The sequence below is a fragment of the Glycomyces terrestris genome, from assembly GCF_003933745.1.
In the GTDB taxonomy this organism is placed as follows: domain Bacteria; phylum Actinomycetota; class Actinomycetes; order Mycobacteriales; family Micromonosporaceae; genus Glycomyces; species Glycomyces terrestris.
This window is the reverse complement of record NZ_RSEB01000001.1, coordinates 1,119,286-1,139,256: the sequence shown is the minus strand read 5'-3', so window position 1 is coordinate 1,139,256 and position 19,971 is coordinate 1,119,286. Positions and strand designations below refer to the sequence as shown.

The 19,971-nt window shown below is 71.3% G+C and carries 18 protein-coding genes; 11 read left to right on the top strand and 7 right to left on the bottom strand.

The window, feature by feature from the left end:
* Positions 1-5: 5 nt before the first annotated feature.
* Entirely contained in the window at positions 6-1,259 is a 1,254-nt protein-coding gene (locus EIW28_RS05375) for a pyridoxal phosphate-dependent aminotransferase (RefSeq protein ID WP_125246632.1), read from the bottom strand.
* Positions 1,260-1,391: 132 nt separating this feature from the next.
* Between EIW28_RS05375 and EIW28_RS05370 the strand changes: the two genes are divergently transcribed.
* Positions 1,392-2,312, top strand: a complete 921-nt coding sequence (locus tag EIW28_RS05370; protein ID WP_125246631.1) for a LysR family transcriptional regulator — start codon at positions 1,392-1,394, stop codon at positions 2,310-2,312.
* 90 nt (positions 2,313-2,402) lie between these two features.
* On the opposite strand, the gene EIW28_RS05365 is transcribed toward EIW28_RS05370, so the two are convergent.
* Together EIW28_RS05365 and EIW28_RS05360 are read right to left on the bottom strand one after the other, a co-directional pair.
* Positions 2,403-3,662: a YibE/F family protein gene (locus EIW28_RS05365; protein ID WP_197717070.1), complete on the bottom strand. Its 1,260-nt coding sequence runs from the start codon at positions 3,660-3,662 to the stop codon at positions 2,403-2,405.
* A 139-nt stretch (positions 3,663-3,801) separates the two neighbouring features.
* Positions 3,802-4,560: a maleylpyruvate isomerase family mycothiol-dependent enzyme gene (locus tag EIW28_RS05360; protein WP_158630293.1), complete on the bottom strand. Its 759-nt coding sequence runs from the start codon at positions 4,558-4,560 to the stop codon at positions 3,802-3,804.
* Between the two features lie 183 nt (positions 4,561-4,743).
* On the opposite strand from EIW28_RS05360, the gene EIW28_RS05355 reads away from it, so the two are divergent.
* Positions 4,744-5,313, top strand: coding sequence for a thiamine phosphate synthase (locus tag EIW28_RS05355; RefSeq protein WP_125246629.1), 570 nt, complete (start codon positions 4,744-4,746; stop codon positions 5,311-5,313).
* On the opposite strand, the gene EIW28_RS05350 is transcribed toward EIW28_RS05355, so the two are convergent.
* Positions 5,314-6,660, bottom strand: coding sequence for a GH1 family beta-glucosidase (locus tag EIW28_RS05350; RefSeq protein ID WP_125246628.1), 1,347 nt, complete (start codon positions 6,658-6,660; stop codon positions 5,314-5,316).
* Positions 6,661-6,996: 336 nt separating this feature from the next.
* Here EIW28_RS05350 and EIW28_RS05345 point away from each other — a divergent pair, with 336 nt between their 5' ends.
* The 3 genes from EIW28_RS05345 to EIW28_RS05335 all read left to right on the top strand — a co-directional run bounded on the left by EIW28_RS05345 (position 6,997) and on the right by EIW28_RS05335 (position 10,399).
* The gene (locus EIW28_RS05345) at positions 6,997-8,328 is read left to right on the top strand and encodes an ABC transporter substrate-binding protein (RefSeq protein WP_125246627.1); all 1,332 of its coding nucleotides are present in this window, start codon (positions 6,997-6,999) and stop codon (positions 8,326-8,328) included.
* Between the two features lie 125 nt (positions 8,329-8,453).
* The gene (locus EIW28_RS05340; protein ID WP_125246626.1) at positions 8,454-9,428 is read left to right on the top strand and encodes a carbohydrate ABC transporter permease; all 975 of its coding nucleotides are present in this window, start codon (positions 8,454-8,456) and stop codon (positions 9,426-9,428) included.
* Positions 9,425-10,399 carry a carbohydrate ABC transporter permease gene (locus tag EIW28_RS05335; protein WP_125246625.1) on the top strand — a complete coding sequence of 325 codons (975 nt, stop codon included), beginning with the start codon at positions 9,425-9,427 and terminating at the stop codon, positions 10,397-10,399. The genes EIW28_RS05340 and EIW28_RS05335 overlap by 4 nt, the downstream gene beginning before the upstream one ends.
* Positions 10,400-10,444: 45 nt before the next feature.
* Here the strand turns inward: EIW28_RS05335 and EIW28_RS05330 are convergent, their stop codons facing one another.
* The gene (locus tag EIW28_RS05330; protein ID WP_125246624.1) at positions 10,445-11,551 is read right to left on the bottom strand and encodes a phospholipase D-like domain-containing protein; all 1,107 of its coding nucleotides are present in this window, start codon (positions 11,549-11,551) and stop codon (positions 10,445-10,447) included.
* A 233-nt stretch (positions 11,552-11,784) separates the two neighbouring features.
* Here EIW28_RS05330 and EIW28_RS05325 point away from each other — a divergent pair, with 233 nt between their 5' ends.
* From EIW28_RS05325 to dapB, 6 genes are all read left to right on the top strand, one after another.
* Entirely contained in the window at positions 11,785-12,024 is a 240-nt protein-coding gene (locus tag EIW28_RS05325; RefSeq protein WP_125246623.1) for a hypothetical protein, read from the top strand.
* A gap of 59 nt (positions 12,025-12,083) precedes the next feature.
* Positions 12,084-13,013 (top strand): bifunctional riboflavin kinase/FAD synthetase, encoded by a 930-nt coding sequence (locus EIW28_RS05320; RefSeq protein WP_125246622.1) that lies wholly within the window; start codon positions 12,084-12,086, stop codon positions 13,011-13,013.
* 121 nt (positions 13,014-13,134) lie between these two features.
* Positions 13,135-13,410, top strand: a complete 276-nt coding sequence (gene rpsO, locus EIW28_RS05315) for a 30S ribosomal protein S15 (RefSeq protein WP_125246621.1) — start codon at positions 13,135-13,137, stop codon at positions 13,408-13,410.
* A gap of 326 nt (positions 13,411-13,736) precedes the next feature.
* A complete protein-coding gene (locus EIW28_RS05310; protein WP_125246620.1) occupies positions 13,737-16,205 on the top strand; it encodes a polyribonucleotide nucleotidyltransferase in 2,469 nt (822 codons plus the stop codon).
* Entirely contained in the window at positions 16,206-17,504 is a 1,299-nt protein-coding gene (locus tag EIW28_RS05305; RefSeq protein ID WP_125246619.1) for a M16 family metallopeptidase, read from the top strand.
* The gene (gene dapB / locus EIW28_RS05300) at positions 17,501-18,235 is read left to right on the top strand and encodes a 4-hydroxy-tetrahydrodipicolinate reductase (RefSeq protein ID WP_125246618.1); all 735 of its coding nucleotides are present in this window, start codon (positions 17,501-17,503) and stop codon (positions 18,233-18,235) included. Before EIW28_RS05305 ends, dapB begins: the two co-directional genes overlap by 4 nt.
* Before the next feature lie 36 nt (positions 18,236-18,271).
* On the opposite strand, the gene EIW28_RS05295 is transcribed toward dapB, so the two are convergent.
* Both EIW28_RS05295 and EIW28_RS05290 read right to left on the bottom strand, forming a co-directional pair.
* Positions 18,272-19,099 carry a hypothetical protein gene (locus tag EIW28_RS05295; RefSeq protein WP_125246617.1) on the bottom strand — a complete coding sequence of 276 codons (828 nt, stop codon included), beginning with the start codon at positions 19,097-19,099 and terminating at the stop codon, positions 18,272-18,274.
* Between the two features lie 113 nt (positions 19,100-19,212).
* The gene (locus EIW28_RS05290; protein WP_125246616.1) at positions 19,213-19,899 is read right to left on the bottom strand and encodes an LppM family (lipo)protein; all 687 of its coding nucleotides are present in this window, start codon (positions 19,897-19,899) and stop codon (positions 19,213-19,215) included.
* Between the last annotated feature and the right edge of the window lie 72 nt (positions 19,900-19,971).

Sequence of the window (19,971 nt, the reverse complement as noted above, 5' to 3'; positions counted from 1 at the left end):
GGCGCCTACTCGGACGCCGTCAGCGCCCGAAGCTTCTCCGCCAGGCCCGCGAGGGCCTCGGCGATCCACGGCATCTCCATGGGGAACCGCGACACCAGCGCCGCGAGGCGCTCGGAGTCGTTCTCGCCGTAGATCCCGGTCACCGCCACGCGCAGCGTCAGCGCCTCCGGGTCGTCGCCGAACGCGCTGCCCGGCAGCACCACGATCCCGAACCGCTCCAGCAGGACCCCCGCGAGATCCGCACCCGTGGCGATACCCCACTTCGCCGCCAGCGAATCCCGCAGCGGCGCGAAGTCCGGCCACACGTAGAACCCGCCCTGCGGCGCCGGCACCGCCGCGCCGGCGGCGGCGAAGACCTCGGCCACCGCGGCCGCCACCGACCCGTGCAGGCGCCGCGCCAGCGCCACCCGCTCCACGAGCTCCTGCGGGTCGGACCAGGCGTACGCCGCCGCGTGCTGCATCGGCATCGGCGTCGCGGACCACAGCTCGGAAGCGGTGCCGCGCACTGACTCCCGCAGCCGCGCGCCCAGCGGCGAGTCCGGGAAGCGCGCCGCGCCGACCCGCCAGCCGCCGAGCGCGTAGTTCTTCGACAGGGACGTGGTCGTCACGGTCCGCTCGGGCGCCCACGCGGCGGGGGAGGGGAACGACCCGGGCTCGAACACCAGGTCCCGGTAGATCTCGTCGGCCGCGATGATCAGGTCCAGCTCGCGCGCGGCCTCGCACAGCGCCTTGACCGACTGCTCGGACGCGAGCCGCCCGGTCGGGTTGTCCGGGAGGGTCGCCACGACGACGCGCGGGTCGCGCCCGGCCCGGCGGGCCGCCCGCACGGCCGCGTCCAGGGCCTCCGCATCCGGAACGCCCCCTTCGCCCTTCGGCACCGGGACCCGGATCGGGTCGCGGCCGAGGAGCTCCGCCTGGGCCGCGTACGACACCCACGCGGGCTTCGGCAGCACCACGTCGCCCCCGGCGGCGTGCAGCAGCGCGAACAGCAGCGGCTTCGAGCCGGGCCCGAGGATCACCTGCTCGGCCCCGGTCGGGATCGCCCGGCGGGTCCAGTACCCGGCGGCGGCCTCGCGGGCCGCGTCGATCCCGGCCACCGGCCCGTAGGAGATCTGCCCGGCGGCCTGCGTCAGGCGCTGCCTGAGCAAGGGGTGCACGGGGATGCCCGCCTCGCCGAACCCCAGTGCGAGCACCTCCTGCCCGGCGGCGCGGCGCGCGGCGACGGCTTCGTTGGCGGCGAGGGTGGCGGAGACGGTCACGTGAGGACTCCTCAGTGGATGGTCGTGCGCGTGCGCATCGGCGGCGCGGACGCGCCCTTGTGGTCCCCACACTCCTCTCCGGCGAGCATCATGGCAAGTATTTCTACCTTTCGCCGAGGATAAGATTTGCTTATGCTCGACGTCCGCCGCCTGCGCCTCCTCTACGAGTTCGCCGCCCAGGGATCGATATCCGCCACTGCCGTCGCCACCGGCCAGACCGCCTCCGCCGTCTCGCAGCAGCTTGCGGCCCTTGAGAAGGAGACCGGCGTCGCGCTTCTGGAGCGCACCGCCCGCTCGGCCCAGCTCACCGACGCCGGCCGCCGCCTCGTCGAGCACACCGCCCGCATCCTGGAGGCGATCGACGCGGCCGAGACCGACCTTGCGGCCGAGTCGGCCGAGCCGCGCGGGCGCGTCACCGTGACCGCGTTCCCGACGGTCGCCGTCGCGCTGGCCGGCCCGATGGTGCGCCGCCTGCGCCGCCACCCCGAGCTCCAGATGGTCCTGCGCCAGCAGCACACGGTCTCGGAGTCGCTCGCGCGCGTGCGCTCGGGCGAGATCGACCTGGCGCTCATCGACGACTGGTCGGGCCAGCGCCGCCCGGCCGCGGTCGGACCGCTGACGTTCCACCATCTCGTGCAGGACCCGCTCGTCGCGGTCCTGCCGGCGCGGCATGCCTTGGCCGCCAGGGAGGTCCTGTCAGCGCACGAGCTCTCGGGGGAGCCGTGGATCGCCTCGCCGGAGGGCGAGCCGTCCCGCGCGGCGCTGGACCGGCTGTGGCGCGCCGAGGGGATCTCGGCCCCGGTCTCGGAGTTCGAGGGCCTCGACACGATCCTGACGCTCGTCGCCAAGGGCCTCGGCGTCACCGTCGCCCCCTGGATGGCCGCGGCCGAGCGCCGCGACGTGGCCGTGCGCGCGGTCGCGGAGGAGCTGCGCGGCCGCGACGTCTACGTCGTCCACCGCACCGCCTCGACCGGCCGCCCCGCCGTCATGACGGTCCTCCAGGCCCTCCACCAGGCCGCCCGCAAACTCATGACCGCCGCCGAGCGCTTCTGAGCCGTCGGACCCCTGCCACCGGTGTCGGACCCCCGCGCCACCCTTGCACCGGGGGCCCGGCGATCCGACACCCCCGACCCCGGGGGCCGGTCAGCGCAGGTGCGACGGCGGGTAGGGCGACTCGTCCGCGTCCCAGTCGCCCCCCTCCGGGACCGGCTTCGGGCGGGGCCGCTTCGGTTCCTTCTCCTTGGGCTCCTTCGGCTTCGGCTGCCAGCGCACCAGGTACGCCGCGAGCCAGGTCGTGATCGGCACGGCCGCGATGAGCCCGAGCGTGCCCGCCACCGAGCGCACGATCTCGGTCGCGATCGTCTGGCTCGTGAGCACCTGCTCCAGCGGCCGGTTCGCCGCCGCGATGAGCACCAGCAGCGGCAGCGACGCGCCCGCGTACGCGAGCACCAGCGTGTTCACCACCGACGTCAGGTGGTCGCGCCCGACCCGCATCCCGGACCGGAACAGCCGCGCGTGCCCCCACTTCGGATTCGCCTTCGCGAGCTCGTCCACGGTGGCGGCCTGCGAGACCGTCACGTCGTCGATGACGCCGAGCGCGCCGATGAGGATGCCCGCGAGCAGCAGCCCGGACATGTCGATCGGGTACTGGAGTGCGAGGTTCGTCGTGTTCTCGTCGAGGACCCCGTTCAGCTCCGTCAGCCGCACCGCCGCCTGGGCGAGCAGCACCGTGAGCACGAGCGAGGCCAGCGTCCCCACCACCGCCACCGTCGTCGTCCGGTTCCACCCGTGCGAGAGGTACAGCGACACCAGCATGATCGCCGCCGCGCCCACGATCGCCACGAGCACCGGCGGCGACCCGTCGAGGACCGCCGGCACCATGAACAGCAGCACGACCGCGAACGTCAGCCCCAGGCTCACCAGCGACCGCAGGCCCTTCCAGCGCCCGAACGCCACCACCGCGAGCGCGAACGCGATCACCAGCGCCCACAGCGCGCCGGCCCGGTCGTGGTCGATGATGTGGTACTGCTGGCCCGACACCGACTCGGGCGTGTAGAGGAGGATGACGTCGTCGCCGGGGCTGACCACCGGCGCGCCCGGCCCGCTCGGGATGTCGACCACGGCCTCCTCGCCGGCGTGCTCGCCGCTGTCCAGCCGCACCACGACCTCGCCGCACACGGTCAGGACCTCGGCCTCCTCCGCCGTGCACTCGGTCTCGGCCACCGCGATGACCCGGCCGTCGACCTCGGTCCCGAACTCGTCGGCCCGCGCGTCCTCGACCCCCTGCGGCCACAGCAGCACCAGGCCCAGGACCGTGGCGACCGCGGCCGGGACCAGGATCCACAGGGCGGCGCGGGGGACGGCGTCGTTCGGGACGGCATGACTGTGCTTCAGCTCCTTCACGCCGCCGAGCTTACGGTCCCGCGCCCGCCCGATCGCGCAGCAGCGCGCCCCGAACGGCCACAGCGGACAAAGCCCGCCAAAACCGTCCGATCACCTGCGTGTCCTCGCTGTAGCGCTCCAGTCGCCGTGTGTCAAGTCGTCAGACGTCTACGGGATCGACCCACCGGACCGCGGAGTAATTGCGCCACAAGTGGAGCAGTGCCGGGTCTCCGTGAACGGCGAGGTCGTCGAACGGCAGCCGGTTCCACAGCGCCAGGTACAGCAGCTCCACCGGGCCCTCGATGACGCAGTGCGGGGACTCGACCTCGCTGAACGTCACGAGCGGCCCCGTGTCGGTGGGGTGCACGTACCAGTCGCCGCGCCCCGGCGGCAGATCGGTGGCGTGGATGTGGAGCACTGACGGCCGCAGCGCCCGCACCCTGCTCGACGGGCGGCCGTGGAAGCCCAGCAGCAGCTCGTCGATGCCGTCGGCCGCGAACTCGGGGCCGACCGGTGATATCTCGTCGCCTCGCGCCTGCTCGGCGTCGACGCGGTGGATGGTGGTCTCGTGGGCCTGTCTGCGGACCCAGAAGCGGCGGGAGGACTGGGCGGGGAACATCTGCCAGCACTGGAGGTCGTCGGGGGCGGCCTCCAGGACGGCCGCGAGCCGCAGGAGCCCCTCCCTGACCCAGTCGACCAGCAGGTCGTCGTGGGGAGTGGGCCCCACGATCCGCTGGAAGTCCTGCTTGCGGGGATCGTAGGGCAGGGCTCCGCCCACGATCGCCGCCGCCCAGCGATGGACGGTCCCGATGTGGGTCAAGAGGTCCTTGACGATCCAGCCCGGGCAGGTGGGCACGAGCGCGTTCAGTGCGAGTTCCCCACCAGCGACAGCGATCCGCTCCCCTTCGGTTCGCAGCACGTTGATTTGATCGCCGATGTTCATCCCCTGAAGTTTCGCACCTGTGTCGTGAATTACGCAAGTTCGGCCCATGGACCGATACACAAGTGTTAAACCGCCCCAGCACCGACGAGACGGACGCGAATCCCACCGGGAACACGCGGAACTCGGGCGCACTCCCGTTCGGGGCGTAGGTTCGGGGGTATGCAGCACCGCCTCATCGTCGTCACCGACCGGCACGCGTGCCCGCGCCCGCTCCACGACCAGGTCGCGCTCGCGCTGCGCGGCGGGCCCTTCGCGCTCGTCCTGCGCGACAAGGACCTCCCGTGGGAGGAGCGGCACCGGCTCGCCGCCGGCATCGGCATCATGGTGGCCGAGGCCGGGGGCGTCGTCCTCGTCGCCGACCCGGAGGGCCCGGTCGCCGCGGCGCACCTGTCCGCGTCCCGGCCCGTGCCCGACCCGCGGCCGGTGCTCGTCGGCCGCTCCGTCCACGCCGGCGAGCCGATCGACCCCGACCTGGACTACTGCACGTACTCGCCGGTCTGGGCGAGCGCGTCGAAGCCCGGCTACGGGCCGGCGGTCGGGCCCGCCGCGCTTGCGGAGGTCTGCGCGGCGAGCCCGGTCCCGGTGTACGCGCTCGGCGGCGTCGACGGCCCCGACCGGGCCCTCGCCGCGCGGGAGGCGGGCGCGGCGGGGGTCGCGGTCATGGGCGCCGTCATGCGCGCCGACGACCCGGAGCACGAGATCCGAGCGCTCCGGGGCGCCCTCGTGTGACTACCGGTCGAGGCCGTTGGCGGCGATGACCTGGGAGTAGAACTTCGCGCTCGCCTTGGGCGTGCGCTTCTGGGTGGCGTAGTCGACGTGCACGATGCCGAAGCGCTTGTCGTAGCCGAAGGCCCACTCGAAGTTGTCCATGAGCGACCAGGCGGTGTAGCCGCGCACGTCGGCGCCGGCCCCGATCGCGTCGTGGACCGCCGCGATGTGCGAGCGCAGGTAGGCGACGCGCTCGACGTCGTCGACCTCGCCGTCCTCGCCCGGCCCGGTCGGGTACGCCGCGCCGTTCTCGGTGACCATCGTGGCGATGCCGTAGTCCTTGTGGATGCGCACCAGCAGGTCGGTCAGGCCGGTCGCGTCGATCGCCCAGCCCATGTCGGTGAACTCGAGGCCCTCGGGCGTGTACGTCTCGACGTCCACCGTGCCCGGGCCGACCGGGCTCTCGGGCTCGCCGGCCTTGGCCCGCACCCAGGTCGGGCTGTAGTAGTTGACGCCGAGCAGGTCGATCGGCTGGCTGATCGCCGCGAGGTCGCCCTCCCGCACGAAGGACCAGTCGGTGTGGTGCGCGGTGCGCTCCATGACGTCGGCGGGGTACTCGCCGCGCAGGATCGGGTCGAAGAAGACGCGGTTGGCGATGCCGTCGACGACCCGCATGGCCTCCTCCTCGCCCCGGACCTGGGTCGGATTGAGCACGATCGAGACCTGGTCGGCCCCGGCCGCGCGCAGCGCCTGCACGGCCAGGCCGTGGCCCAGGTTCAGGTGGTGCACGGCCGCGAGCGCGGCGGCCGGCTCGGTGCGGCCCGGCGCGTGGTGGCCGTTGCCGTAGCCCAGGTAGGCGGAGCACCACGGCTCGTTCAGGGTCCACCAGGTGTGGACGCGGTCGGCCAGGCGCGCGCCGACGATCGCGGCGTACTCGCCGAAGCGCTCGGCGGTGTCGCGCACGGGCCAGCCGCCGCGGTCCTCGAGGCTCTGCGGCAGGTCCCAGTGGTAGAGCGTCGGCATCGGCTTGATCCCGGCCGCGATGAGCTTGTCCACGAGCCGGTCGTAGAAGTCGAGGCCGGCGGGGTTGGCCGGGCCCGAGCCGTCGGGCTGGATGCGCGGCCACGCGATGGAGAAGCGGTAGGTGTCGACGCCGAGGGAGGCCATGAGCGCCACGTCCTCGTCGACCCGGTGGTAGTGGTCGCACGCCACGGCGCCCGACTGGCCGCGCCAGGTCTTGCCGGGCGTCGCGGAGAACACGTCCCAGATGGACGGGCCCCGGCCGTCCTCGTTCGCCGCGCCCTCGATCTGGTAGGAGGCCGTGGCGGTCCCCCACAGGAATCCGTCGGGGAAGCTGAGCTGCGTCATCGGATGGCACCTTTCTCCGCCGCGCTCCCGGGTGCGGGGGCATTGCGGCGCGCTGTGGAAACGAGTTGCCGGGCGGTGGAATGATACGTCATTGGAATCGCTCCCATCGATTGGGTGGGGACAGATATCGATCCAATCCCACCCGGTAACGATTCGGCAATGCACACTTGACAATCAGTGTTACCCAGAGCACCATTGCCAGCGTCGCCCCAACGGCGGGTGAGGCAGTCCCTACCTGGGGTGGAAGTCGTGAGAGCGCTTCCCATTCGCGGGTCGGGACAGGGAGGCAGTCGGACTCGCCGGGCGCACGAAACCTGCGAAGAGAGGGAAACCCCGATGAGCAAGACCCGACGTATTTCCTGCCTAGCGGCTGCCGCCAGTGCCATCGCGCTCGCCGCGGCCGCGTGCGGCGCACCGGAGGAGGAGGGCGACGACCGCGGCGCGGTCCCGGACGACGCCACCGACTGCGCCAACTACGAGCAGTACGGCGACCTCGAGGGCGAGACCATCTCGATCCTCGGCTCGATCCGCGACACCGAGGCCGACGAGATGATGGAGGCCTGGAGCTACTTCGAGTCCTGCACCGGCGCCGTCATCGAGTACGAGGGCTCGGGCGAGTTCGAGTCCGACATGAAGGTCCGCGTGGACGGCGGCAACGCGCCCGACATCGCGCTGTTCCCGCAGCCCGGCCTCATGTCCAACTTCGCCGACAGCCTCGTCCCGGCCTCCGAGGAGGTCACCTCGCTCGCGACCGAGGGCTGGACCGAGGACTGGCTGAACTACGGCACCATCGACGGCACGCTCTACGCGGCGCCGCACTCGTCGAACGCGAAGTCCTTCATCTGGTACTCGCCGTCGTTCTTCAGCGACAACGGCTACGAGGTCCCGCAGACCTGGGACGAGCTGATCGCGCTGTCCGACACCATCGCCGCCGACGGCATCACCCCGTGGTGCGTCGGCTTCGAGTCCGGCGGCGCCACCGGCTGGCCCGGCACCGACTGGATCGAGGACATCGTCCTCCGCGAGGGCACCGACGTCTACGACCAGTGGGTGACCCACCAGATCCCGTTCAACGACCCGCAGATCGTCACCGCTATCGACAAGGCCGGCACGATCCTCCAGAACCCGGACTACGTCTACAACGGCACCGACACCATCAGCTCGACGCCGTTCCAGGAGGCCGGTTACCCGATCCTCGACGGCAACTGCGCGATGCACCGCCAGGCGTCCTTCTACGGCGCCATGTGGCCGGCCGACACCGAGGTCTCGGAGACCGGCGACGTGTTCGCGTTCCGCTTCCCGGAGTCCAACGAGGGCGACAACACGATGCTCGTCGGCGGCGAGTTCGTGGCCGCGTTCGACGACTCCGAGTCCACCGAGATGGTGCGCCAGTTCCTGGCCTCCGAGCTCTACCACAACGCCCGTCTCCAGACCGGCCCGTGGAGCACCGCCCGCCAGGGCGTGGACCCGAACAACGCCACCACGCCGATCAACGTGTTCGCGACCGAGATCCTGACCGACCCCGAGGTCACCGTCCGCTTCGACGGCTCCGACCTCATGCCGGGCGAGGTCGGCGCCTCCTCCTTCTGGACCGGCATGGTCCAGTGGGCCGACGGCGACAAGACCTCCCAGCAGATGGCCGACGACATCGAGGCCTCCTGGCCGTAGGATCCGGCCCGTGTAGCTGACACCGAACGCCGAGCGGGGCCAGGACCTGGCCCCGCTCGGCCTGTAGCCCACTCGGCGCAGCTTGCAAGCCGGACATTGGCACGCACAATCTGGAGTCGCACAACGTGAACATCTCCGACCTCACCGACCGGTTCGGTCTCCTGGCCGTCGGGCTGGTCGCCTTCGTCGCGATCCTGCTCGCCCTCTACGGCCTGGCCGAACTCGCGTCGCGCCGCGACCGCAGCCGCGCGGTCGCCGCCGTCTTCCTGGCCCCCGCGGTCGTCTTCCTGCTCGTCGGCCTGGTCTACCCGGCCGTGCGGACGTTCGTCATGTCCTTCTTCAGCGGCGACGGCACCGAGTTCGTCGGCCTGGAGAACTACTCGTGGGCCGTCACCAACCCCGACGCCCTGCAAGTGCTCGTCAACACCGCGATGTGGATCATCATCGTCCCGCTGCTGTCGACGGCCGTGGGCCTGGTCTACGCCGTCCTCATCGACGGCCGCCGCGGCGAGCGCACCTACAAGGCGCTCGTCTTCCTCCCCATGGGCATCTCCTTCGTCGGCGCCTCGATCATCTGGAAGTTCGTCTACCAGTACACCGGCTCCGGCGACCAGATCGGCCTGCTCAACCAGCTCCTGGTCTGGATCGGCGCCCAGCCGGTGAACTGGCTCAACGAGTCGCCGTGGAACAACTTCCTGCTCATGGTCGTCCTCATCTGGATCGAGGTCGGCTTCGCCACCGTCGTCCTCTCGGCCGCCCTCAAGGGCGTCCCGACCGAGATCGTGGAGGCCGCCCGCATCGACGGCGCGAGCCCCTCCGAGATCTTCTGGAACGTCACGGTGCCCTCGATCCGCTCCGCGATCGTGGTCGTGGCCGTGACGGTCTTCATCGCCACGCTGAAGCTGTTCGACATCGTGCGGGCCATGACCGGCGGCCACCACGGCACCGACGTCCTCGCCCACAACATGTGGGACCAGGCGTTCCGCCTCGGCAACGACGGGCGCGGCGCCACCATGGCCGTGCTGCTGTTCGCGCTGGTCATCCCTGTCGTCATCTACCAGGTGCGCAACATGCGCCGCCAGGAACTGGAGGCCCGATGACCGTCCCGATCGGCACCGACATCCCGGACCCCGCCGCCGAGGCCCAGCCGGTCGCGCGCATCGGCGAGAGCCGCGGCGAGCGCCTCCGCCGCGTCCTCTCCAGCCGGGTCGCCAGCATCGCCGCGCTCGTCATCGCGGTGCTGTGGACGATCCCGACCGCGGGCCTGTTCATCTCGTCCTTCCGGCCCGAGGACGACATCCGCGACTCGGGCTGGTGGACGATGTTCACCAACCCGACGTTCACGCTGGACACCTACAACTACGTCCTCTACTCGGACTCCCAGGGCGGCGGGCTCATCCGCAACCTGATCAACACGGTCGTCATCACGATCCCGGGCGTGGTCGTGCCCGTCGCGTTCGCCGCGATGGCCGCCTACGCGCTCTCCTGGATCGACTTCAAGGGCCGCAACTTCCTGTACATCGCGATCTTCGCGCTCCAGGTGGTGCCGCTCCAGATGGCGCTCATCCCGCTGCTGTCCTTCTTCAGCCAGGGCCTGCACGTGGGCAGCGTGACGATCATGCCGGCCTGGGAGCTCGACGGCGTCAACACGATCGTGCAGGTGTGGATCGCGCACTCGATCTTCGGCCTGCCGCTGGCGATCTTCCTGCTGCACAACTTCATGCGGGAGCTGCCGGGCGACGTCATGGAGGCCGCCCGCATCGACGGCGCCAGCCACTCGCAGATCTTCCGCAAGGTCGTGCTGCCGCTGGTGACGCCGGCGCTGGCCTCGATCGCGATCTTCCAGTTCCTGTGGGTGTGGAACGACTTCCTGGTCGGCCGCACCTTCGGCGGCGGCGAGGCCACCCGGCCGCTCACCGCCGTCCTCGGCGACATGGCCGGCACGTGGGGCTTCGGTTGGACGCGGCTCCCGGCCGCGGCCTTCGTCGCCATCGTCGTGCCGCTCGTGGTGTTCCTGCTGCTCCAGCGCTACTTCGTGCGCGGGCTGCTGGCGGGCTCGGTCAAGGGCTGACGCGCTCGGCATCGGAGGGGAGGGGCCGCGGCCCCTCCCCTCCCGCTATCTGGCGCCCTGCCACAGCTGCTGGAAGAAGCCCGCGTACAGGTCGGCCACGGCCTGGTTCGCGACGCGCAGCAGGTTGTCGTCGGCGTGCTTCATCGCGTTCCCGTTCAGGTTGTGCGTGCCGGTCCACACGACGGCGCGGTGCGTGCCCCCGAAGTACGCCTCGGCCACGATGAACTTGTTGCGGTGCGACTCGTGCACCCGCACGTTCGACGACCCCAGCCGGTCCTCGATCCAGCCGGGGCTGCTCGTCTCGCCGTCGAGCACCACCACCCGCACCTGGCAGCCCAGGCCCTGGATGCGGTCGAGCTCGGCGCGCACCGCGGGCCGCTTCGACTGGAAGTTCGCGTGCCCCACCAGGACCCGGTCCCCGCTGCCGCACTTGGTGATCTCGGCGAGCTGCTGCGCGACCGGGTCGCTCCCGCGCGGGAACACCCACGCCCGGCCCAGGTCGCCCGTGGGGCCCCGGTTCTTGTCGGTCCACCCGTCCCAGTCCCCGGCGTACAGGCGGGACCAGTAGGACGAGTAGAAGTCGAACAGCCCCCGGTCCCCGTGGACGCCGAGCAGGTTGTTCGACTGGGTGGTGTGGAAGCGCACGAAGCTCTGGTTGGTCACCAGGACCGTCGGCGAGCCGTCCCGCTCGATGAGGAAGAACCGGTTGTGCATGGGGCCCTCGCGGTCCCCGTCGGCGTTCGGCAGGCACGCGCCCTTGCACTGCCGCACCGGGATGCCCGCGCCCTTGAGCTTGCTGATCACCGGGTTGTTCGAGGTCGGGTTGGTGCTGAGCTGCCCCACCACGGCCCGCACGTCGACGCCGCGCCGCTTCGCGTCCACCATCGCCTCGGCGAGCGGCGTGACCGGCTTGTCGAGCGACCACTGGTAGACCGCGGCGCGGACGGTGTCGCCCTTCCCGGTCGCGTCGATCTGGCGCACGATCTCGTCGATGATCGCCGGGTCCTTGACGGCCCCGCCCGGATTCGTGCGGCACACGGTGTAGCTGCCGGTGCGCGTGCACCCGGTCGCCGCCGCGGCGGCGGGCGCCGGGGCGGCGACGGACATGAGGAAGGCGCCGGCGGCCACCAGCGCGAGGAGTTTGCGGTTCATCCATGGACTCCCATCGGTCGTACCTGGACATGAAGATGTCACGTCTTATGTGACGGGGGGAGACTTCTGTCGGGTACAGGACGTTCGGCGAGGTAGGGCCGTCACGGCCGTGTAATTTCCAGCAGGGCGAAATCGCGTTGTTGTCAGGCGGATTCCTGGAAACCTCGGTCGGATAGCCGACGGTCTCTCGACAATTGAAGGAGCAACCCGGAACTCGTCGTCAGGAGAAAGCCATGAGCTCGTACGCGGCAAGTGATCTTCCGGAGGAGTTCCGCCACACGCTCGCCGAGCAGGCGGTCCCGGAGGCCCACCACGACGAACCCCAGGTCCTCGCGGAGGAGCAGCCCCGCCAGCCCGAACTCGCGGGCAACGCCTGGCTCCTGCTGGGAATCCTGCTGCTGGTCGCCGTCGGCGTCCTCATGCTGCTGATCTTCGCCTCGGGCGGCAACGCCGACTCGTCGATGATGCTGTAGTCCTCACTGCGATCGCGTCCGGATGGCCGCCGCCGCCGGGCAGTGAGAAGATCGTCCACGTGGAAACCTGGCGTGGAATAGACGCGACTCCCGAGGGCTGGCCCGCATCCGTCGTGGCCGTCGGCGTGTTCGACGGCGTGCACCGCGGCCACGCCGCGCTCGTGCGCACGGCTGCGAAGGCCGCCGCCGAGCGCGACGCCCGCTGCGTCGTCGTCACCTTCGACCCGCACCCGACGGCCGTGGTCGCGCCGCACGCGGTCCCCGCCCAGCTCGCCTCGGTGGAGCGCCGGGTCGAGCTCCTCGGCGCGCTCGGCGTCGACGCGGTCTGCGTGCTGCCCTTCACGAAGGAGCTCTCGCAGCTGAGCCCCGACTACTTCGTGCGCCACCTCCTCGTCGGCGCCCTGCACGCCAAGGCCGTGGTCGTGGGGGAGAACTTCCGCTTCGGCCACAAGGCCGCCGGCGACGTCGCGAAGCTCGCGGAGCTCGGCGCCGAGTTCGGCTTCGAGGTCCTGCCGCAGACTCTCACCGCCGACACCGAGGCGTACTCCTCGACGCGCGTGCGCCGGCTCGTCGCCGAGGGCGACGTGGCCGGCGCGGCCGAGGTCCTCGGCCGCGACTTCGGCGTCGAGGGCATCGTCGTCCACGGCGCCGGCCGCGGCGGCACGGCCCTGGGCTTCCCGACCGCGAACCTCGACGTCCCCGCCGGCATGGCGATCCCCGCCGACGGCGTCTACGCGGGCTGGTTCTACCGCGACTCGCTGCGCCACCCGGCCGCGATCAGCGTCGGGACCAACCCGACCTTCGAGGGCTCCGAGCGCACCGTGGAGGCGTACCTCCTCGACTTCGACGGCGACCTCTACGGCGAGCACGTGCGCCTCGACTTCACCGCCCGCCTGCGCGGCCAGGTCGCCTTCTCGGGCCTGGAGCCGCTCATCAAGCAGATCGAGACGGACGTCGCAGACACCCGCCGGGCCTTGGAGCTGGACTAACGCCCCTGTTACCCTGGTCGTGAATCCACGACTCGGGCATTCCCGACTCGTGCGTTCGCACACTGACCAGCCTGCACGACACCGCGGACTGGCCTGACATCAAACGAAAGGGTGTTCGACCATGGCGCTCGACGCTGCGAAGAAGGCCGAGATCATCAAGGAGTACGCCACCCACGAGGGCGACTCCGGCTCGACCGACGTGCAGGTGGCGATCCTGACCCACCGCATCAAGGAGCTGACCGCTCACGTCCAGACGCACAAGCACGACCACCACTCGCGTCGTGGCCTGCTGCTGCTGGTCGGTCAGCGCCGCCGCCTGCTCAAGTACCTGAAGAAGGAAGACATCACGCGCTACCGCGGCCTCATCGAGCGCCTCGGCATCCGCGACAACGCCTAAGACGGACTTGACGAAGGGAGCGTCCCGCTCGGGGCGCTCCCTTCGCCGTGCCCGCCGCCGCCCCGGAAGGCGTTATCTCGCCTCACTTTCGCTTCGCGGCTGCCGCCGCGTCGGCCGCGTGACGTATGGTGGGCGGTGAGCAACATGCTCCATCGCAAGCGCCTCGTGCGAGGCGCGGCGCGGCTCCGCCTGAGACCGCACCGGTCCTCGGTAGTGGCATCCGGAACGTCCCTCCAGGCAGGGACCCGACTCCGAGTGCTTCGATCGAAGACCGGAAAGCGTGGCGGGACACGCGCTTCCGAACTACACAAGGAGATCGACACTCTATGTCCGATAACGACCGGACACCCGAGGCGTTCAACCTCGGGGATCACCACGCCACCGCCGTCATCGACAACGGCGAGTACGGCACCCGCAAGATCGTCTTCAGCACCGGCCGCCTGGCGAAGCTCGCCCAGGGCTCCGCGATCGTCCAGATGGACGACACCGTGGTCCTCTCGACCACCTCGGCCTCGAAGAACCCGAAGGACCACTTCGACTTCTTCCCGCTGACCGTCGACATCGAGGAGCGGATGTACGCCGCGGGCCGCATCCCCGGCTCGTTCTTCCGCCGCGAGGGCCGCCCGAGCGAGAACGCCATCCTCATCTGCCGCCTCATCGACCGCGGCCTGCGCCCGTCCTTCGTGTCGGGCCTGCGCAACGAGGTCCAGGTCATCGGCACCATCCTCTCGGTGGACGCCAAGGACGAGTACGACGTGGTCGCCATGAACGGCGCCTCCATGTCCACGCAGCTCGCCGGCCTGCCGTTCTCGGGCCCGCTGGGCTCGACCCGCGTCGTCCTCATCGACGGCAGCTGGGTCGCGTTCCCGACCCTCGAGCAGATCGAGAAGGCCACCTTCGACATGGTCGTCACCGGCCGGGTCCTCGACTCGGGCGACGTCGCGATCATGATGGTCGAGGCCGAGGCCACCGACAACACGCTCAACCTCATCGCCGCGGGCGGCACCAAGCCGACCGAGGAGGTCGTCGCCGAGGGCCTCGAGGCCGTCAAGCCGGTCATCGCCGAGCTGGTGCGCGCCCAGGCCGAGCTGGCCGCCGTCGCCGCCAAGCCGGCCGCCGACTACCCGCGCTTCCCGGACTACCTCGACGACGCCTACGCGGCCGTCGAGGCGGCCGTGTCGGCCGAGCTGGACCAGGCGCTCCAGATCGCCGACAAGACCGAGCGCCAGGACGAGCTCGACCGCGTCAAGAGCGTCATGCTCGAGAAGGTCGGCGCCGACTTCGAGGGCCGCGAGGGCGAGCTGTCCGCCGCCCTGCGCTCGCTCACCAAGAAGCTGGTCCGCAAGCGGGTCATCAACGAGGGCGTCCGCATCGACGGCCGCCTGCCCGCGTACATCCGCCCGCTGGGCGCGGAGGCCGGCATCCTGCCGCGCGTCCACGGCTCGGCCCTGTTCGAGCGCGGCGAGACCCAGATCATGGGCGTCACCACGCTGAACATGCTGCGCATGGAGCAGGCCATCGACACGCTGTCGCCGGTCAGCAAGAAGCGCTACATGCACAACTACAACTTCCCGCCGTACTCGACCGGTGAGACCGGCCGCGTCGGCTCGCCCAAGCGCCGCGAGATCGGCCACGGCGCGCTCGCCGAGCGCGCCCTGGTGCCGGTGCTGCCGAGCCGCGAGGAGTTCCCGTACGCGATCCGCCAGGTCTCCGAGGCGCTGGCGTCGAACGGCTCGACCTCGATGGGCTCGGTCTGCGCGTCCACGATGTCGCTCATGAACGCCGGCGTGCCGATCAAGGCCCCCGTCGCGGGCATCGCGATGGGTCTCATCTCCGAGGAGACCGAGGAGGGCACCAAGTACGTGACCCTCACCGACATCCTCGGCGCCGAGGACGCCTACGGCGACATGGACTTCAAGGTCGCCGGCACCGCCGAGTTCGTGACCGCGCTCCAGCTGGACACCAAGCTCGACGGCCTGCCGTCGGAGGTGCTGGCGCAGGCGCTCCAGCAGGCCAACGACGCCCGCCAGGCGATCCTCGACGTCATGCTCGACGCGATCTCCGAGCCGGGCGAGCTGGCCTCGACCGCGCCGCGGATCACGACGCTGAAGATCCCGGTCGACAAGATCGGCGCGATCATCGGCCCGAAGGGCCAGACGATCAACCAGATCCAGGACGACACCGGCGCGGACATCACCGTCGAGGACGACGGCACGATCTACGTGTCGGCGGAGAACGGCGAGGCCGCGGCCGCCGCGGTCGAGACGATCAACGCCATCGCGAACCCGACCCTCCCGAACGTGGGGGACCGGTTCCTGGGCACGGTCGTCAAGACCACCGACTTCGGCGCGTTCATCTCGCTGGTGCCGGGCCGCGACGGCCTGCTGCACATCTCGAAGGTCGGCGACGGCAAGCGCGTCGAGCGGGTCGAGGACGTCCTCGGCGTCGGCGACAAGATCGAGGTCGAGATCGGCGACATCGACAACCGCGGCAAGATCTACCTCGACAAGGTCTACCCGGAGGGCCAGGAGCCCGAGGGCTACAAGAAGGGCCGCCCGGCCGAGCGCAAGGAGTCCCGCGGCGAGCGGGGCGAGCGCGGCGACCGCGGGCCCCGTCGCGACCGCGAGCGCGGTGAGCGCGGCGGTGACCGGGGCGAGCGCCGCGACCGCGGCGAGCGCTCCGAGCGGCCCGCCGACCGCGGTGAGCGGTCCGCCGACCGCGGCGAGGGCGGGGACGGCGAGCGCCGCCGCCGCCGCACCCGCCGCACCGAGGACGCCGGAGGCTCGGAAGAGTAGATGAGTCGACCCCAGACTCGCACGCTCATAGACGACCCGCTGGGCGGCACGGTCAAGCTGACCGTGCTGCCCGGCGGTTTGCGTGTGCTGACCGAAACCGTCCCCACCATGCGCTCGGCGTCCGTCGGCGTGTGGGTCGGGGTGGGGGCCCGCGACGAGGCCCCCGAGCTCGCCGGCGTCTCGCACTTCCTGGAGCACCTGCTGTTCAAGGGCACCGAGAAGCGCACCGCCACGCAGATCGCGGAGGCGATCGAGGCCGTTGGCGGCGAGTCGAACGCGTACACCGCGCGGGAGCTGACGTGCTTCTACGCGCGGGTCCTCGACGACGACCTGCCGATCGCGATCGACGTGCTGGGGGACGCCATGTGCGGCTCCCTGGTGACCGAGGCCGACGTGGAGGTCGAGCGGGACGTGATCCTGGAGGAGATCGCCGCCTCCCAGGACGAGCCGTCCGACGTGGTCCACGAGCTGTTCTCGCAGGCGCTGTTCGGCACGGGCGCGCTCGGCCGGGACATCGCGGGCGACCCGAAGACGGTGCGCGCGCTGACGCGCGACCAGATCTACGACTTCTACCGGCTCCACTACCGGGCCCCGAACCTGACGGTGTGCGCCGCGGGCGGGGTCGACCACGCCGAGACCGTGAAGCTCGTGCAGGAGGCGTTCGGCCCCCTGCTCGGCGGCACGGGCGAGCCGTGCGGGCGCCGGGAGGACGCCGAGGTCCTGCCCGAGCCGCGGCGGCTCCTGGTGGAGCGCCACGACACCGAGCAGGCGCACCTGGTGGTCGGCTGCCGGCTGTTCTCGCGGCACGACGACCGCAAGGACGCGTTCGAGGTGCTGAACAACATCCTCGGGGGCGGCATGTCCTCGCGGCTGTTCCAGTCGGTGCGCGAGCGGCGCGGCCTGGCGTACACGGTGTACTCGTTCACGACGTACTTCGCGGACACCGGCATGTTCGGCGTCTACGCGGGGTCCAACCCGGACAAGGTCCACCAGGTGCGCGACCTGGTGCTCGAGGAGCTGGCGAGGGTCGCGGCCGAGGGCGTGACCGACGAGGAGCTGCGCCGCGGCAAGGGCATGGCCCGCGGCGGCGTGGTGCTGTCCATGGAGGACTCCGGTTCGCACATGAACGGCCTGGGCCGCGAGGAGCTCCTGTACGGCGAGCACTACTCGATCGCGCGGGAGCTGGCGGACATCGAGGCGGTCACCGCCGAGCAGGTCCGCTCGGTGGCCGCGGCGGTCCTGTCGCAGCCGATGACGATCGCGGCCGTGGGGCCGTTCGACGAGAAGGACTTCCGATGATCAAGGTGGGGGTGCTCGGGGCCCGGGGCCGCATGGGCCGGGCCGCGTGCGAGGCGGTCGACGCCGCCGACGACATGGAGCTGACGGCGACCGTGGGCCGCGACGAGCCGCTGGAGAAGGTCGCCGGCGTCGACGTGGTCGTGGACTTCACGCTGCCGAACGTCGTCATGGAGAATCTGGCCTGGTGCACCGACCGCGGCATCCACACCGTCGTCGGCGTCTCCGGGTTCGACGCGAAGCGGCTGGAGGCGGCGCGGGAGATCCTCGCCGCGGACCCCGAGGTCGGGTCGGTGATCGCCCCGAACTTCGGGATCGGCGCGGTCCTGATGATGCAGTTCGCGGCCAAGGCCGCCAAGCACTTCGACTCGGCGGAGATCATCGAGGCGCACCACCCGCGCAAGGTGGACGCGCCTTCGGGCACGGCGGTGCACACGGCGCGGCTCATCGCCGCGGCGCGCGCGGAGGCCGGCCTCGACGGGATGCCGGACGCGACCGAGTCGGACCCGCAGGGCGCGCGCGGCGCCGACGTGGACGGCGTGCACATCCACGCGGTCCGCTCGGCCGGGTATGTGGCGAGCCAGGAAGTCCGCTTCGGCGGTCCCGGCGAGCGCTTCGTGATCGCGCACGACTCGCTCGACCGCGAGTCGTTCATGCCGGGCGTGCTCCTGGCGATCCGCGAGGTCGTGAAGCGCCCCGGTCTCACCGTGGGCCTGGACGACCTGCTCGACTAGCCGCACACCGCTCGCACCGCCGGTCGACCGCCTCGGTCAGCCGGCGGTCGTGCTTTCTGGGGCCGGGCTGGTCTCGTCCTGCGTCTCGGGGGTCGGGGTGGCCTCGGAGCCGCCCTGGCCGGTGTCGGCCGAGGGGGTCTCGCTCGGGCTCGCGGTGGCCGTGGGGGACTCGCTGGGGGAGCCGCTGGCGCTGGGCGACGCGGACGGGGACTCGCTCGGCGAGGCGGACTCGCTCGGGGTCTCCTCGGCGCTGGTGGCGTCCTCGCCGGGGCTCTGGATGATCACGGTGGTGGTCGTGTCGGGGTCGGCGTTGATGAGCCGCTCGGGGTCGCCGGTGAGCGCGCCGAGCAGGTAGAGGGTGCCGATGGTGAGCCCGAAGACGAGGACGCTGGAGACGAGGATCGCCAGGAGGGTGCGCTTGCGGGAGGCGGACTTCGCGAGGTGCGTCTCGGGCGCGGGGGCGGGGATCTCGGCGGTGGGCTCGTCGCCCGCGGCCTCCTCCGCGGCGGCTATGGCGGTCTCGGGGATCTTCGGGGTGGCCTTGACGCCCTCGCCGGTGCCGTCGGGGTCGAGTTCGACGGTGACGGCGGTGCCCTTCGCGGGGCCCTTGGGGGCCATGGCCTGGATCTGGGCCTTGACGCGGTCGCCGGTGCTGCGGATGGCGCGCAGGATGAGGACGGAGCCGATCGCGGAGAAGACGCTGAGGAACGCGGTGCCGGGGATCGTGCCCCACAGGTTGAGGAGCTTCGCGAGGACCGCGCCGAGGACGGTCGCTCCGGCGGCCGCCAGGACCTGTCCGACGCTCAGTTCGAGGCTCGGGTCCTTCTCCTTGTGGCCCTTGCTCTTCGATTGGTACTGGGTCACCCGTCCCCCTTCCCTTCCGGCGCCGTGCGGCGGGCGTGCGTTACCGTTCCGTGATCGCCAAAGGTTTCCCAGGATACGGGGCGTGCACGCGGCGGCTACGGTTTGTGCGCGAACTAACGGGGCGATACGCCGGTGGAGTATTTCCGGAGCGCGCGCCGCTGGACCAGCCAGATCAGTCCGACCGCGAGGACGAAGCAGCCGACGCCGGCGATGAGGAAGCCCCAGCCGTTCGGCTCGACGGCGGTCGCGCGCATCTCGTAGTCCCGGCCGGGCGTCATGGTCCAGGTGACGGTGCGGCCGTCGAGTTCGCCGTTGTGCTCGGTGACCGCGGCGGGGAAGTTCACGCTGATGAGGATCTCGGCGTCGTCGAACGCTGCGGGGTCGATGAACCCGGCGGCGCGCAGGTCCCAGTAGCCTTCGAGGTCGTACTCGCGGCCCACGTGGGTCAGGCGCAGGTAGCCCCATTCGTCGCCGCCGAACTCGGCGAAGTCGGCCAGCGGCCGGTCGGTGAACGTCGCGGTCTGGCCCTGGAAGCCGTCCTCGTCGTACGCGGTCCGCTCGGTGCCCGGCACGCCGTCGAGGAGCGCGTCCAGGAACGCGTCGAGCTCGGCCCGGTCCAGGCCCTGGTCCTGGGCCTCCTCCAGGAAGTCCTTGCTCCAGGCCGCGGTGAACTCCCCGCCGACCGTGTCGTCGGACCGGATCTCCAGCCCCAGGTCGAGCCGCACGCACCCCGAGGCGGCGACCAGCACCCCGACCGCGGCGGCGGCGCCCAGCACCCGGCGCCCAAGCACTCCCAGCATCCCCCGAGCCTAAGCCCCCGAATCGGACGAAATCCGTGCTTTCCCCCACGCGCCGCGAAATGCCGGAACCGT